At 42.2% G+C, this 14,646-nt stretch carries 16 protein-coding genes; 10 read left to right on the top strand and 6 right to left on the bottom strand.

The window, feature by feature from the left end:
- Positions 1-14 precede the first annotated feature (14 nt).
- Both AC0N32_RS17705 and AC0N32_RS17700 read right to left on the bottom strand, forming a co-directional pair.
- Entirely contained in the window at positions 15-1,262 is a 1,248-nt protein-coding gene (locus AC0N32_RS17705) for an MFS transporter (protein WP_476395171.1), read from the bottom strand.
- Between the two features lie 125 nt (positions 1,263-1,387).
- The gene (locus AC0N32_RS17700; RefSeq protein ID WP_476395170.1) at positions 1,388-1,999 is read right to left on the bottom strand and encodes a DNA alkylation repair protein; all 612 of its coding nucleotides are present in this window, start codon (positions 1,997-1,999) and stop codon (positions 1,388-1,390) included.
- 270 nt (positions 2,000-2,269) lie between these two features.
- Between AC0N32_RS17700 and AC0N32_RS17695 the strand changes: the two genes are divergently transcribed.
- Positions 2,270-3,133 carry a lamin tail domain-containing protein gene (locus AC0N32_RS17695; protein WP_476395169.1) on the top strand — a complete coding sequence of 288 codons (864 nt, stop codon included), beginning with the start codon at positions 2,270-2,272 and terminating at the stop codon, positions 3,131-3,133.
- 290 nt (positions 3,134-3,423) lie between these two features.
- Positions 3,424-3,981 (top strand): GNAT family N-acetyltransferase, encoded by a 558-nt coding sequence (locus AC0N32_RS17690; protein ID WP_476395168.1) that lies wholly within the window; start codon positions 3,424-3,426, stop codon positions 3,979-3,981.
- 138 nt (positions 3,982-4,119) lie between these two features.
- On the opposite strand, the gene AC0N32_RS17685 is transcribed toward AC0N32_RS17690, so the two are convergent.
- The 4 genes from AC0N32_RS17685 to AC0N32_RS17670 form a co-directional block, all read right to left on the bottom strand.
- Positions 4,120-4,290: an alpha/beta fold hydrolase gene (locus AC0N32_RS17685; protein ID WP_476395167.1), complete on the bottom strand. Its 171-nt coding sequence runs from the start codon at positions 4,288-4,290 to the stop codon at positions 4,120-4,122.
- A gap of 54 nt (positions 4,291-4,344) precedes the next feature.
- The gene (locus tag AC0N32_RS17680) at positions 4,345-5,028 is read right to left on the bottom strand and encodes an alpha/beta fold hydrolase (protein WP_476395166.1); all 684 of its coding nucleotides are present in this window, start codon (positions 5,026-5,028) and stop codon (positions 4,345-4,347) included.
- A gap of 6 nt (positions 5,029-5,034) precedes the next feature.
- Positions 5,035-5,931, bottom strand: coding sequence for an NmrA family NAD(P)-binding protein (locus tag AC0N32_RS17675; protein WP_476395165.1), 897 nt, complete (start codon positions 5,929-5,931; stop codon positions 5,035-5,037).
- 74 nt (positions 5,932-6,005) lie between these two features.
- Positions 6,006-6,572, bottom strand: coding sequence for a Crp/Fnr family transcriptional regulator (locus tag AC0N32_RS17670; RefSeq protein ID WP_476395164.1), 567 nt, complete (start codon positions 6,570-6,572; stop codon positions 6,006-6,008).
- Between the two features lie 268 nt (positions 6,573-6,840).
- On the opposite strand from AC0N32_RS17670, the gene AC0N32_RS17665 reads away from it, so the two are divergent.
- The 8 genes from AC0N32_RS17665 to AC0N32_RS17630 all read left to right on the top strand — a co-directional run bounded on the left by AC0N32_RS17665 (position 6,841) and on the right by AC0N32_RS17630 (position 14,641).
- Positions 6,841-7,191: a nuclear transport factor 2 family protein gene (locus tag AC0N32_RS17665; RefSeq protein ID WP_476395163.1), complete on the top strand. Its 351-nt coding sequence runs from the start codon at positions 6,841-6,843 to the stop codon at positions 7,189-7,191.
- Between the two features lie 270 nt (positions 7,192-7,461).
- Positions 7,462-8,283: an alpha/beta fold hydrolase gene (locus tag AC0N32_RS17660; protein WP_476395162.1), complete on the top strand. Its 822-nt coding sequence runs from the start codon at positions 7,462-7,464 to the stop codon at positions 8,281-8,283.
- Between the two features lie 43 nt (positions 8,284-8,326).
- On the top strand, positions 8,327-8,815 hold the full coding sequence (locus AC0N32_RS17655) for a MaoC family dehydratase (RefSeq protein ID WP_476395161.1): 489 nt from the start codon (positions 8,327-8,329) through the stop codon (positions 8,813-8,815).
- A 125-nt stretch (positions 8,816-8,940) separates the two neighbouring features.
- Positions 8,941-9,852: an alpha/beta fold hydrolase gene (locus tag AC0N32_RS17650; protein WP_476395160.1), complete on the top strand. Its 912-nt coding sequence runs from the start codon at positions 8,941-8,943 to the stop codon at positions 9,850-9,852.
- Positions 9,853-9,938: 86 nt separating this feature from the next.
- On the top strand, positions 9,939-10,571 hold the full coding sequence (locus AC0N32_RS17645; protein WP_476395159.1) for a hydrolase: 633 nt from the start codon (positions 9,939-9,941) through the stop codon (positions 10,569-10,571).
- A 19-nt stretch (positions 10,572-10,590) separates the two neighbouring features.
- Entirely contained in the window at positions 10,591-11,979 is a 1,389-nt protein-coding gene (locus AC0N32_RS17640) for an alginate export family protein (protein WP_476395158.1), read from the top strand.
- Between the two features lie 21 nt (positions 11,980-12,000).
- Positions 12,001-12,744, top strand: coding sequence for a M17 family peptidase N-terminal domain-containing protein (locus tag AC0N32_RS17635; RefSeq protein WP_476395157.1), 744 nt, complete (start codon positions 12,001-12,003; stop codon positions 12,742-12,744).
- A complete protein-coding gene (locus AC0N32_RS17630; RefSeq protein ID WP_476395156.1) occupies positions 12,734-14,641 on the top strand; it encodes an amidohydrolase in 1,908 nt (635 codons plus the stop codon). Before AC0N32_RS17635 ends, AC0N32_RS17630 begins: the two co-directional genes overlap by 11 nt.
- Positions 14,642-14,646 lie beyond the last annotated feature (5 nt).

Raw genomic sequence — 14,646 nt, 5'->3', positions numbered from 1 at the left:
GCTTTTTATGAAATTTACAAGCTTTGTTCTTTACTTTGATTGTGAACCGGTGTACATTCTTTAATCATGATTTTAGAATTAAAAAACCATAAAAATATGGAAATCAATGCGAAACAGCCTAAAATAACGAAAGCGGAACCATACCCCATCTGTTGGGCAATCCAGCCTCCGATGGCGGGACTTAATGCGGCTCCGATTCCCTGTACGGTCATTACTGCACCCTGACCGATATTGATTCTTCCTGTCCCGTTAAGAATATGCGCGACAAGTCCGGGAACCGCAACACTCTGGAGTCCTGCGCCGATGCCGTCGAGAATCTGTACAGGATATAATCCGATTTTACTGTTCATCTGGGAAGCAATCAGGCCTCTTACCGGAAGGGCGATGAAGGATACCAGCATGATCATCCAGTATCCTTTCTTTTCGGCAATTTTCATTCCTGCGATGGATGCCGCAATCATCACCAGCTGGGCAATAATAACGGTTAAGGCCACAAACATAAAAGCATTTTCATGCATTTTAGAAGCGGCGGCCATTCCATACAGCGGGAGAAGAGCCCCATTGCCAAGATGAAAACAGGCGAGGGCAGCGGCGAGTATAAGTAAGGGTTTGCATTTCAGAAGAACATCAATGCCGCTTGCTTTTTCGGTTTCCCCTTTTTCAGATTTAAGGCCTCGTGCCGCTTTATGATCAATGCTGTCTGCAGGGATCAGGAGAACGCTTATGATGCTCAGAATTCCGAATAATGCTGCGAGAAGAACAATCGCGGTCATTCCGAATTTCAAACCAAGATAACCGGACAATCCCGCTCCGACGACATTACCAGCATGATTGAAGGCTTGGTTGAGACCGTTTTGCCTGTTGAAACCCTGCTGTTTTACGATTCCCAAAGTAATGCCGGCCACTGCGGGACCTATAGCTGCTCCGGCAATGGCGGTGGCAACCTGGGAAAGGCTGACCAGCCAGAAATTCTGCGAAATTAAAATAAGCGCTGAGGCGATAACGGTAAAAATTCCGGGAATAATGATAAAAATCCTTTTCCGGGTAGTGGAATCAATTAACGCCCCTGCAGGAGTCGTCATGATCATGCCTGCAATACCTCCTAACGACATTACGGTACCGATCGGCCCGCTTTGCCATCCTTTAGATAAAAGAAAGATTCCCAGGAAAGGGCCAATTCCTGCCTGCATATCTGCCATAAAAAAATTGAGCGCCTTCAAAGCTTTTAAAGAACGCGGTTTAGCAGCAGTAAGATTTTTCATAAAACAGTAGGGAGCATTTAATTATTATTGATCTTATTCAACAGGGTTCCAACTGTTTTGAAGCTTCCCAAAAACCGTTCCAATGCATCAGCCAGGGGCCTTCAATTTTAAATCGTTTGTTCTGATTATTTTTTTCCTTTTGCCAGCTTATAAGTGAATAATGTTTTCTTATCCTTAAGATCCCAGCCGGATAATTCCAGGTTGATGAGGTCGGGGTTTTTTTTACCGATATCGCGAAGGGCATTGCCTGTTGATTTTCTTACATATTCACTTTCGTCAGCCCTGTGCTTGCTGATAAGATCAATAGCTGCTTCAGGGTGATCTTTAAAATAGGGTCTTCCTGTCCAGATTCTGAGTCCTTCGATGACGGCTCTTTTAATATTAGCATCTGGATCAGAAAGCCACTTCCTGATTTCTGGCAGACTTTCCTGATAGCCTGAAGCGCTGCAATAATAATCAAATGATTTGGCCAGCATTTCCTGTACACGCCAGTTGGGATCCGGTGATATTTTTTCTTTCATGAATTCCAATGCTTCAGGATGGGTTGGAGAAAGTTGCCCCAAAATATAGGTAGCCAGCATTCTCACCTGATAATCATTTGATTTCAGAAATTCCATAGCCAGTTGAAAATGATCTTCTTTTTGATCGCTAAGAATTTGATCTCCGGCTTCGATGATATGTTTGAAGCCGTGTTCCATAGATGTGATATGGTCGAGGATTGATTGTAAATCTGTCATTAGTTTTAATTTTCAGGTTTTTTTAAGATTATATTATTTGATAAGCCATCCTGCTAAAATTTATCCGTATAAATGTATAAAATTGAAAGTATGTTTTTAGGAAGTAAATATTTTTTTTGATTTCCATAAATCTTTCCAAACCTCCTGTATAAACATCTTTTAATAGTGAAATATACATATATATTTGCAAATCATTGAATTATATACCATGTTTTAAGAGATTTTGGTATCAGATTTGTTTTTTAAAAGTAAATCAACAAATATTGAATTATGAAAAAAGTATTTACTTTAATCGGGCTTGTCTCGATGACTGCATTATCCCATGCACAGATTGTGATTAATGAAATTTACACCGGAGGTGGTCTACTTGGCGCAGCAATTACGAATGACTTCGTTGAGCTGAAAAACATCGGAAGTACGACACAGTCCCTTAGTGGTGCGACCTTGCAATTTGGTTCTTCAACAGGTGGACTGAACCAATATTACCCGATCCCATCAATCACTTTGCAGCCTGGTCAAACCTTTCTGATTCAGCAGGGTTCAGACGGACTTGGTGGTCTGATCAATCTGATCAATCCTAACCTTATCGTAAGTGTTGTTCTGAATTTTGACGGTTCACCGGCTGTAGGCGTAGGGGTTGGCCTTGCACTTACTTCCGGAAAGGTAGCTCTCGCCAGCAATGCAACGCAGGTTACCGGACCTACAGCATCTAATGTTCTGGACTTTGTAGGATATGGACTTGCCAATCAGTACGAAGGTGCGGCCTCAGCGCCGTCTCCGACAATTCTTAACTCGATCAGCAGAATCAGCGGAGATACGAATAATAATAACGTAGACTTTACGATCTCATTACCGACGCCGCAATCCTCATCAGGAGTTTTGGCGGTTACCGATGCGTCGGGTGCATCAAAAAAACTGGGATTCATCAAGAATACATTTGTAAAAGATGATGAGATTGTTTTTGAAGCAGACGTGAAGGACGTTAAAGTGTACAGTTTATCTGGGCAATTGGTCAGAACCTTTAAAGGCGGAAACAATGAAACATTGAATGTTGCCGACCTTCAGAAAGGTAACTATATTGTAACCGGAATGGTAAATAATCAACCGGTTTCTCAGAAAATATTAAAAGATTAACGGTTACAATTTTATGATGATACAGCTGTCTCAATTTGAGACAGCTTTTTTGTTTAAATGGCTTGCAATGAACTCTAAAGCGTATTTGTCGAATTTTTTGTATTTGTTAATAAACCTTAATAAATATGAAAAGAAATCCTTATTTTTTTTAAATACTTTTGCTGCGTGATTTTATTGAAAGTAGAAATCATATTTTTTTGTAAATTCGAATCGGCTTTGTAAAGCCATTATGAAAATAAAAACACTAAGAGTTTTATAATATACTGTCGAATAGTCTTTTGTAAAATAAAATGAGAAAAGCAACCAAGAATGATATCCCGAAGTTGGTAGAAATACTGACCGCATCTTTTAAGGATGATAAATCCGTAAATTATGTTCTGAAGAATAAAAAATCACTTCCGAAACTATTTCATTATTCAATCGCCAAAGGCTTTCTTTTTGGAGATGTCTGGATTAAAAATGATCATACCGCCTGTGCCATTCTGATTGATCCCGAGAAGAAAGGTTTTAAACTGGAATCCATTTTAATAGATCTGAGATTCCAGGTTTTCGGACTTATGAAACTTAAAAAACTTCTCACTAAAGAAAAGATTATCCGTGAAATGCATCCTAAGGATTTGGATTATATTCATTTGTGCTTTTTGGCAGTAGCACCGGAGTTGCAGCATCAGGGAATAGGATCGGTATTTTTAACGGATCTTACTGAATATTATAAAAGATCTAAAGAAGCCATGTGTCTGGAGACGTCAACCTTAGTGAATATTCCTTATTTTGAAAAGAGGGGATTCTCCTGGTACGCCACAAAATATTTCGGATTTGAGGTCTTGTTTTACAAAAAAGTATTCTGATTATTTCCCTAATTTATTGTAGATAAATTCCAAACTTTCGTTAAACGTAAGCAAGATATTTTTTGGACGAAAACAACAGAAGCAGTCCGGGACGAGCTTCTGTTGTCGTGAAAGGAGTTTTTATTTAATAATTTAAAACTAAACGATCAAAAAATTCTTAATCGCTTCAAGTACATTTTCGGGATTTTCCTCGAACATGTAGTGTCCTGTGTCTTTCAGGTAGATCAGCTCATAGTTTTCTGCGGTTTCCGGCAGTGCATACTGATAAAAGCCGTACGAAACATTGCTGGCAATACCCAGGATAGGCATCCTGAGTTTCCTGTAGCTTTTCCCATCATCGATATCCTGATGAAAAGACTGATATCAGGCATTAGAGGCCCGGATGTTATCCGGTCGGTTGTATGCATACGCATATACCTGTTTCTCAAATTCGGATATTTTAGTCTCGTCTGCCATTACATAGCGGAATAGCCAGTCCAGCAGATGATAATATCTTCCTTCCAGCAGTTTTTCGGGCAGGTGTCTGATCTGGTTGAAACCCATCCACCAGGTATACGGTTGTTCATTATTGATTTTTTCTCCAAATGTACCGGCCGGAGGAATCAACGGCATCTGTAGCATTCCTTCACTCGGATGCAGGCCGTCTGCAACAATCAGACGTGATACGGCATCCGGATAATTATAGGCAAGACTCATAGCCACCATTCCGCCGATATCATGGCCGAGTACAAAAACTTTTTCCAGGGAAAGCTGAAGAACAAGTGCATAAATATCACCCGCCATCGTTTTTTTATCATACCCAGATAATGGTGTGGCCGAGCTGCCCATTCCCCGGATATCGACGATGATGACATGAAAATGCCGGGCAAGATCCGGGGCAATCTTATGAAATGAGTAAAAAGTCTGCGGCCATCCCGGAAGACAGATTAAAGGAGTGCCTTTTCCGCCTTGTACGTAATGGATGCTTGTGCCGTTTACTTCTGCCATGTGGCTGGTAAATCCTTCCCAGTTTTCAATAAGGGCCTCGTCTGTATATTGGTTTTCCATTTTATTTTAATCGTTAATTATTTGTTTCAATGCTTCTTCCGCGCCGGTCCATTTAATTACGGAGTATTTTTCATTATCAATATGCTGATGATGTGCGGCAAACATACTGTAGAGATATTGCATTTGCTGCCAGGCTGGATAGAGTTCGTTTTCGCTTTCGGGATGTTCTTGACGGATATGGTTGATGGTGTCCAGAAACTCATCCTGTGATCCCAGATTTTGCGGTTGGAAATCGGTATTGTAAATTTTCTCCCCCAAAATAATCAGCTCTTCCGGACTTATCCGGAACCCGGCAATGCGCAGATATCGTGGTGCATTATCATCCAGTGCAGCGCAGGCGGTAAAGGCGGCAGTTTCCTCAAGTGCTGTAAAATCAATCTTCCAGTCGGATTTTCCTTCAAAATAACCGATGGTTTTATGCTTCGTATTAAAAAGGGGAATGTCATATTGTAAAACATAGGAAAAGGCACCGTTAAAAATAGAAGTGGCTTGTATGGGGTGCTGATCGATAATTTCTGCAAATTTTTTTCGCAAATCAAAATTGCGGTTGCACCCTTCCGGCAGTTGTGTGTAATCGGTACAGAAATCGGAAGGAATAAAACGCGGAACTCCGGCATTGATCGCGGCTTCAAGAAGCATCGTCTGTTTCTCGACCATAACATCTTTCAGCCCGGCAAGAGCTGAAACCACACATGATGCACCCTTACAGGCAGATTCCAGTGCTGACATCGAATTAAAATCTGCTTCCACGATAATAATGCCTTTTTCTTCCAATGCTTTTACGGTATCCGCATGACTTCCGGGACGCACCAAAGCCCTGACTTCCGCCCCCAGGCCTTTCAGTTCAGAACATATTCTTTGTCCAAGATTTCCGGTCGCGCCGGCTACTACAATTGTTTTCATAATAATGATCGTATTTGTTGATCAAAACTACAAAGCATCCCGGGCTGAAAAACTACCATTTGGTAGATAATGATTTATTGCCGTAAGTTTTTACGGATACGGCTTAAAGCATTGGGCGTAATTCCCAGGTAAGAAGCCAGCTGTCTTACGGACACGCGTTGCATGAATCCGGGTTTCTGTAAAAATTCCAGATAGCGCTCTTCTACGGTCATCGTCTGAAACCGTATAATCTCGTCGATCATCCTGATGGCCATCGATTCCCATATTTCGCGCCCGAATTCCTGCCACGCCGGAATTTCCCGGTACAGCTGTTCCATATCCTGGCGGTCGATATAATACAGTTCGGTTTCTTCAATCGCTTCGATATTAAAACGGGTCGGCGTGCGATGTTTAAAACTTGAAATTTCAGTGAAAAATTCACCTGGCAGTACCACCCAGGCGGTAAGCTCCTGGTTTTCACCATAAATAAAACGAAGAGCGCCGTTCCGGATATAATAGTAACGGTTGGCTGCCTGTCCTCTTTTCAGAAGAAGCTGCCCTTTTGGAACGGTCTGCAGGTGAAATTTTGCAGTAATGATTTTAAGCTCATCTTCAAGAAGATGGCTGTTCCGGTTTATGAAATCTGTAAGGTTTTCTTTCAAATCAAACGTACAATTAGGTGTTCAAACGATAGGATAAAATTAGTTTTTTTAATCGACAATCTGCCTGATAACATAATTTTTGCAGCCATATACATTAATAATCGCTGAACTGATGAGGTAGAATTTATCAATTAAATTAAATAGTTTGTGGATTTTGCTGAATTTATCTCAGACATCATTTTAAATATAGAATTGATCATGTATGAATACAGGTTAAATAGGAGAGGCGGCATATTTTTAGATGTGATTTTTTCAAAATTTTAAAGTTATGGATCATAAATCAATATTACTGGAAGCTAACAAAGCGATCGCAGAAGGAGATCATGAGAAATTCTTATCCTATTGTACTGGCGATACACGATGGGATTTTGTAGGTGATCAGACCTTAAACGGAATACAGGAAGTTAGGGAATACATGGCCAAAGCCTATCAGCAGCCACCGAAAGTGAAGGTTGAACTAATGATTGAAGAGGGGAGTTATCTTACGGCGATGGGAACCATCAGTTTATTGAATGAGCATTCAGAATGGGAAGATTTTGAGTATTGTGACGTATGGAGGTTTGAAAATGGTAAATTAGCCGAGTTGAAAGCTTTTGTTGCCAAGAATGAAAGAATGTAAACTATTTTTATAACATATTATAATCAGATAACAAGGTTTGGATTTATCCAGGCCTTTTTTATTTCAAAATTTTAGTGTCGGTCTTCTGTATTTTTATATTAAAATGTATATAAAAATAATTTAGCTTACATAAAATTACGGAATATCGTAGTTGAATTAAATAATGAATTTAATTAATTAACTGGTTTTAAGTGTTTTATGCTTTCGGGTTGTTTTTTGAAATTATACTCATATCTCAAATAAAATTTAACCCAAAAAAAGTATTACAAAATGAGTACACTTACCTTAAAAGACGGAACAGAAATTTTTTACAAAGATCAGGGCGAAGGACCGGTATTGATGTTTCACCACGGATGGCCATTGTCTTCGGACGATTGGGATGCACAGGTGATTTTCTTCTTACAGAGAGGATTCCGCGTGGTGACCCATGACCGAAGAGGCCACGGACGTTCAAGCCAGGATATCTACAAACATACCATCGAGCAATATGCGTCCGATGCCGCAGAACTTGTAGAATTTTTAGATTTAAAAGACGTGGTGCATATCGGCCACTCAACAGGCGGTGGCGAGGTGATCCGTTATGTAAACAAATATGCCAACGGAAGAGCGAAGAAAGCCGTACTGATCAGTGCCATTCCTCCGGTAATGGTAAAAAGCGAAACAAATCCAGACGGTGTTCCGATGGAAGTTTTCGATGACATCAGAAACCAGACGATGAACAACAGGAATCAGTTCTATTATGATCTTACGTTCCCATTCTACGGATACAACAGAGAAGGCGCTGATGTGAAGGACGGTGTTCAGAGAAACTGGTGGAGACAGGGTCTCATGGGCGGAATCGTGGCCCACTATGACGGAATCAAAGCTTTTTCTGAAACGGATCTTACAGAAGACTTGAAAGCAGTTGATATTCCTGTTTTGGTGATGCACGGCGAGGATGATCAGATTGTTCCTATCGCCAATGCTGCCTTAAAATCCATCAAATTACTGAAAAACGGAAAACTGATCACCTATCCGGGCTTCCCTCACGGAATGCCGACCACAGAGCACCCGACAATCAATAAAGATCTTTTGGAATTCATTACTGAATAATGTCAGCCTGACTCAACCGTATCATTCTAAAATCAGAAAGTTTATGGAAAATTCAAAAACTCAGGAACCGGGATTCAACCCGGAAGATTTTTCTATTGTTCCCGCCCGGACATTTGACGAGCTTAGCGTAGGAGAAGTTTTCAGGGCACCAAGCAGGACGCTTACCGATGCCCACGCTTCGGCATTCCAGACGGTGTCGTGTGACAATCACCCGATTCACTACGATCAGGAATATGCAAAGAGATATGGCCACGCGGCGCCTGTGGTCCACGGTTTACAGGTGCTGGCCTTTACGGCACCCGGTGCCACACTTTTGCCCCATTATTTCGGAAATGTTTTCATTGCTTTTTTAGAATTATCCTGTAATTTTTTAAAAGAAGTACATTCAGGAGATACTCTGTATTCTTCACTGACTATTACCGACTTAACACCACAGGGAGATAAGGGAATCGTTACGACCAAAGTAACTGTTTATAACCAGAAATCTGAACTTGTGCTGGAAGGTCAGCATAAATATTTACTGAAAAGATAAAATTTCTTTGAATCAGCTGTCTTGATATGTAAAGCCGGCTGATTCAAAATTCCATCATCAATTAGTCCATCAATTCCGACAGATTTAAAAATGAATCTGCCAAATCAACCTTTAAAATTATTATCATGAAACTAAAATCAATTCTTGGCACTGCGATGTTATTAGCCGCCGCATTTTTGACGAATATCAATGCGCAAAATACCTCAAAAGCTACAAAAGCAAGAGCAGAATACATCGAAGTGGAGCCTAATGTAAAACTCCACATAACCGACCTTGGCGAAGGTAAACCGGTAGTATTGATCCACGGTTATCCGGTGAGCGACGTTTCCTGGGAATATCAATATCTTCCTTTGGTAAAAGCGGGTTACCGTGTTATCGGGATCACTCTGAGGGGCTTCGGGCAGTCAGACAAACCTTACGGAAAATATAATTATGACCAGTTTGCTTCTGATATCAAAACGGTGTTAGATAAGCTGGATATCAAAGATGCTACTTTAGGCGGGCATTCAATGGGGGGCGCAATCGCTTTGCATTACGTGGCAAAATATAACGCCGCACACGTTAGCAAGCTGGCATTGTTTGCCGCTGCAGCACCGGTTCATACCAAAAAACCGGATTATCCTTATCCGCTATTTACCAAAGAAGAGATCACGAAATGGGTAGACCTTGTCAGCGTAGACAGACCGGGATTATTAAACACGATTGGTGAACGCTTCGTCTTATCCGCAACTTCAGTGTCACCGGGAATCGGAGCCTGGTTAGGCGGAATTGAAATGCAATCGTCTGCTTATGCCATGGAGCAGGCATTAATCGCCTTACGTGATGAAGACCTTCGCGGAGATTTACCGAAAATAAAAATTCCTACGCTCATCATGCAGGCAAAACAGGACCGCATCGTGGCCTATGCCCTGGCAGAGCAGATGAATAAAGCCATCAAAGGCTCTAAGCTCATCCCTTTCGAAAACAGCGGACACGCATTGTTCCTGGAAGAAAAGGACAAATTCAATGAAGAATTAATAAAATTCCTAAAACAATAATTAACCTAAAATGCCTGTGGCAAATGGTTACGGGCATTTCTTTATTTCTAAATATTAATTACAAATAACCACTAAAATAAACTTTTATGAAACCATCATCCAACTTACTTTCTCCTGAAAACCATGCATTGGTATTAATTGATTTTGAAGGGCAGATGGCCTTTGCCACAAAAAGTATCTCAATGAACGAATTGCGTAACAATGTTGCGGTCATCTGCGGAGCTTCCAAAATTTTCAATGTTCCGACGGTCATCACTACGGTGGCTGAAGAAAGCTTTTCAGGACCTGTTTTCCCGGAAATCGAAGAGGCTTTTCCTATGGCAACTTCAGGATATATCGACAGAACGAGCATGAATACCTGGGAAGATGAAGCTGCCTATAAATCCATCGTCGGAAAACAAAAAAAGAAACTTGTTCTTGCCGGTTTGTGGACGGGAGTTTGCATCGTGGGACCAGCATTGTCAGCCATGGAAGAAGGTTACGATGTATTCGTGATCACCGATGCCTGCGGGGATGTGACAGATGAAGCCCATGAAAGAGCGGTACAGAGAATGATTCATTCGGGAGTAAAGCCGATGACTTCAATTCAGTATATTCTTGAGCTTCAGAGAGACTGGGCGCGCCAGGAAACGTATGTTGCGGTGACCGATCTGATGAAAAAATATGGTAGTTCTTATGGCTTAGGGATTCATTATGCCCATAAAATGGTGAAACACTAATATTTAATTTCCATATTCAATGTTGAAATCTTCGCATTCCATACCGCTCCTGAAAATTATAATCCTGGCCTTCTTTTGTTTTTCCGGAATTTTCCGGGCACAGAGCTTTAAGCTTTTGCGCTACGATGAAAATTACGAATATTTAAAGGATTCGGCAGGTACATTTTATAACAGGGTTAAGTTTCTTCCGCTTAATGAAAAGAAAAATATCTATCTGTCTTTCGGTGGTGAAGCGCGGTATGAATATGTCGATTTCAACAACGAAGATTGGGGAAGGCAGAATATCGGTCACAACAATTTTCTGCTTCAGCGTTACGATCTCCATGCAGACCTGCATATAGGAAAAAACATCAGGGTATTTTCCCAGGTCCGGAGTGCCTTACAAAACGGCCGGAAAAACGGTTCACGGGGAATTGATGAAGATCAGCTCAGCATTCAGAATTTGTTTATTGATGCGGATGTCATTCACAAAAACAATCAGAAACTCACGTTCAGGATAGGGCGGCAGGAACTGGATTACGGTTCGGGACGTTTGATCTCCGTCAGGGAAGGACCGAATGCAAGGCTTTCCTTTACCGGTGCCAAAGTGATGTTTACTCATGGAAATGTCTCCGTTGATGCATTTGCGATGATGGCGGACAGCATTAACACAGGTATTTTTGACAATAAGATTTCAAAACAGCTCAATCTTTGGGGAGCTTATGCCAAAATCATTATTCCGGCGGCCGGAAATCTTGATCTCTATTATCTCGGGATCAGGAGAGACGAATCGGTATTTGAAGCAGGAACAGCAAGAGAAAAGCGCCATACCATCGGAGGAAGGCTCTGGAAATACGGCGGCGGATTTATCTATAACCTCGAAGCGGCTTATCAGTTCGGAACCTTCGGAAATGACAATATCAGGGCATGGACAGGCTCCATAGACGTTGGATATCTGTTCGAAAATGTGAAGTTCAGCCCAAGCATTAACCTGCGCAACGATTACATTTCCGGCGACCGGTCAAAAGGAGACGGTAAAATGAATACCTTTAATCCTCTCTATCCCAAAGGCGGCTATTTTGGCTTCAGCCCGCAGGTGGGCCCGGTAAATCTGATCGATATTCATCCTTACATCACACTGGATTTAACCCGGAAACTTAAAATACAGATGGATGCCGTCTTCAACTGGAGATATTCCCTGAACGACGGGGTTTACCGTCCCAGCGGAATGCTCAATCGTCCCGGAAGCACCTCAGACAAAAGATACATCGGAACGGCCTATTTAACCAATTTCACCTATAGTTTCAATCGTTATTTTTCTCTGGTGAGCGGGCTGCAGTATTTCCATAAGGGGGCCTTCATCGAAGATATCATTCCGAATGCCAAAAGCGGGGTCTTTTATAACATTCGATTAGGTTTTAAATTTTAATTAACATTAAATCATTCTATTATGAAAAAATCAATTTCAAAATATTTCAACTGGTCCAAAGCAATGTTTGCTGCATTGATCCTGGCAACTTCATCAACGGGCTTTGTTTCAGCACAGGCTACCGAAATGAAAACAGCGGTTGGCACATCAAAAGTCTGGGGAACCGTAGATGGCGTTTCCGTAGTCGGGCTTGTCCAGGGGCCTTCAGCAGCGGTAGCCGATTTACAGATCGCCTGTGTCTTCGAATATACGGAGGGCGATATTTTTAATGCGCCTGCGCTGCCTAAAGAACTCAACGGGATGGTTCACCTCGACGAAGCTCTAAAAGGAGCCATTACCGATATCCGGAAAACAGGCAAATTTAAAGGCCATGCTCTGGAAACGTTGCTTATTGTACCGCCAAAAGGAAGTTTATCCTCCAAAAAATTATTGCTGATCGGGTTAGGGAAAAGAGAGTCTTTCGACCCTGAATTAATGAAAGAAGTAGGAAGCGTAGCCATGCGGGAAGCATTGAATCAACAGGTGAAAACGGTGTCTTTTGCCAGCGATCTCAAGGATGCGGGGATAGACTCTCCGACTGCTCTGGTGGCAGAAAATGTGGTGCTCGGAGCTTTTGATGCCTATCGTGCTCAATCGTATTTAGATAAAAAACATTTATCGGAGAAAATGGAACTGCAGAAGCTGATTTTATTGGCTGGCCCGGCATTTTTTACCACAGCGGGAGGCGGAATTCAAGAAGCGATCTCAAAACTAAATGCTCAATAACAAAACCATGGTAGCAGATCTTATTTTATATAACGGAAAAGTGCACAGCTTCAGTAAAGAAACTCCGGATATTTCCGCAATAGCCATTAAAGACGGCAAAATCATAGCGGTGGGAAATGAGGGCATAACCGAGCGGTTTTCCGGTGACTCCACGAAAATGATCGATCTTAAAAGAAAAAGAGTCGTTCCCGGCATCAATGATTCCCATATCCACCTGATTCGTGGCGGATTAAATTATAATCTTGAATTAAGATGGGACGGTGTTCCGTCTTTAGCCGATGCCCTGAGAATGCTGAAAGACCAGGTTGATCGTACGCCTTCTCCGCAGTGGGTTCGTGTCGTTGGCGGATGGTCAGAGTTCCAGTTTGCGGAAAGAAGAATGCCGACTTTGGAAGAAATTAACGCGATAGCTCCCGAAACCCCGGTTTTTATCCTGCATCTGTACGACAGGGCGCTCATGAACAGGGCAGCGCTGAAAGCTGTCGGATTCAGCAAAAATACGCCGGCTCCGGCTGGCGGGCATATTGAAAGAGATGCAAACGGTGAACCCACAGGATTAATTATAGCAACGCCGAATGCCATGATCTTATATTCGACATTGGCGCAGGGTCCGAAACTTTCTTATGAGCATCAGCTGAATTCTACCAGGCATTTTATGACCGAACTTAACCGTTTCGGAATCACCAGCGTGATCGATGCCGGCGGAGGTTTCCAGAATTTCCCCGATGATTACCAGGTGGTGAATGAACTGAATGAGAAAAAACAGCTCACCGTAAGAATCGCTTACAATTTATTTACCCAAAAACCGAAACACGAATTCGAAGATTTCAGCGATTGGATCGATACGGTAAAGCTCTACCAGGGCGATGATATGTACCGACATAACGGAGCCGGAGAAATGCTGGTGTTTTCGGCGGCGGATTTTGAGGATTTCCTTCAGCCAAGACCCGATCTGCCTGAGAATATGGAAGCCGATCTGGAAAAAGTTGTCCGTTTATTGGTGGAAAACCGCTGGCCTTTCAGGCTTCATGCGACGTATAACGAAAGTATCACCAGGTTTTTAAATGTTTTTGAAAAAGTGAATCAGGATATTCCGTTCAATGGTTTACCGTGGATTTTCGATCACGCCGAAACGATAGACGAGAACAATATCGAAAGGGTGAAAAAGCTCGGCGGCGGAATCGCAGTTCAGAGCAGAATGGCTTATCAGGGCGAATATTTTACAGACCGTTACGGTTCTGCCGCAGCGGAAAGCACACCGCCCATAAAAAAAATGCTCGAGATGGAAGTGCCCGTCGGCGGTGGTTCGGATGCCACGAGAGTCAGCAGCTATAATCCATGGGTTTCCATGTATTGGCTGACGGTCGGGAAAACGGTCGGTGGACTTCAGCTGTACCACGAAACCAGATTAGACCGCGCCACCGCTCTGGAGTTATACACCAAAGGAAGCGCATGGTTTTCTCAGGAACAGCAGAAGAAAGGGGACATTCAGGTGGGAATGTTTGCCGACCTAGCCGTTCTGAATCATGACTATTTCACGGTTGAAGATGAAGACATCAAAAATATTGAAGCGGAAATGACGGTTGTGGATGGAAAAATAGTGTATGCAAAAGGTGAATTTTCTTCATTTGCGCCACCATCGATTCCTGTTCTCCCGGACTGGTCACCGACCAATTTATACAACGGTTATTATCCTGCCGGCGGTCATTTTCAAAAAGAAATAGAGAAAAATGCAAAGTCACAGCTGAAAGCACCTTTGAACTCACAAATTCACAGCTGTGCGGGAAGCTGCGATGTGCATCACCACAATCACGACCATGCGAGAATGAGTACGCTTCCGGTTAATAATTATCATGCCTTTTGGGGCGCATTGGGCTGCTCTTGTTTTGCTTTTTAAAAAGA

It is taken from the genome of Chryseobacterium endophyticum, from assembly GCF_056333165.1.
Note: the sequence above shows the minus strand (reverse complement) of the source record. Positions and strands in the feature narration are given on the sequence as shown.

What these genes read in the sequence shown, in the direction of transcription:
- AC0N32_RS17705 (WP_476395171.1), bottom strand. Translation starts at nt 1,262, where the DNA reads ATGAAAAATCTTACTGCTGCTAAACCGCGTTCTTTAAAAGCTTTGAAG.
- AC0N32_RS17700 (WP_476395170.1), bottom strand. Translation starts at nt 1,999, where the DNA reads ATGACAGATTTACAATCAATCCTCGACCATATCACATCTATGGAACAC.
- AC0N32_RS17695 (WP_476395169.1), top strand. Translation starts at nt 2,270, where the DNA reads ATGAAAAAAGTATTTACTTTAATCGGGCTTGTCTCGATGACTGCATTA.
- AC0N32_RS17690 (WP_476395168.1), top strand. Translation starts at nt 3,424, where the DNA reads ATGAGAAAAGCAACCAAGAATGATATCCCGAAGTTGGTAGAAATACTG.
- AC0N32_RS17685 (WP_476395167.1), bottom strand. Translation starts at nt 4,290, where the DNA reads ATGCCTATCCTGGGTATTGCCAGCAATGTTTCGTACGGCTTTTATCAG.
- AC0N32_RS17680 (WP_476395166.1), bottom strand. Translation starts at nt 5,028, where the DNA reads ATGGAAAACCAATATACAGACGAGGCCCTTATTGAAAACTGGGAAGGA.
- AC0N32_RS17675 (WP_476395165.1), bottom strand. Translation starts at nt 5,931, where the DNA reads ATGAAAACAATTGTAGTAGCCGGCGCGACCGGAAATCTTGGACAAAGA.
- AC0N32_RS17665 (WP_476395163.1), top strand. Translation starts at nt 6,841, where the DNA reads ATGGATCATAAATCAATATTACTGGAAGCTAACAAAGCGATCGCAGAA.
- AC0N32_RS17660 (WP_476395162.1), top strand. Translation starts at nt 7,462, where the DNA reads ATGAGTACACTTACCTTAAAAGACGGAACAGAAATTTTTTACAAAGAT.
- AC0N32_RS17655 (WP_476395161.1), top strand. Translation starts at nt 8,327, where the DNA reads ATGGAAAATTCAAAAACTCAGGAACCGGGATTCAACCCGGAAGATTTT.
- AC0N32_RS17650 (WP_476395160.1), top strand. Translation starts at nt 8,941, where the DNA reads ATGAAACTAAAATCAATTCTTGGCACTGCGATGTTATTAGCCGCCGCA.
- AC0N32_RS17645 (WP_476395159.1), top strand. Translation starts at nt 9,939, where the DNA reads ATGAAACCATCATCCAACTTACTTTCTCCTGAAAACCATGCATTGGTA.
- AC0N32_RS17640 (WP_476395158.1), top strand. Translation starts at nt 10,591, where the DNA reads ATGTTGAAATCTTCGCATTCCATACCGCTCCTGAAAATTATAATCCTG.
- AC0N32_RS17635 (WP_476395157.1), top strand. Translation starts at nt 12,001, where the DNA reads ATGAAAAAATCAATTTCAAAATATTTCAACTGGTCCAAAGCAATGTTT.
- AC0N32_RS17630 (WP_476395156.1), top strand. Translation starts at nt 12,734, where the DNA reads ATGCTCAATAACAAAACCATGGTAGCAGATCTTATTTTATATAACGGA.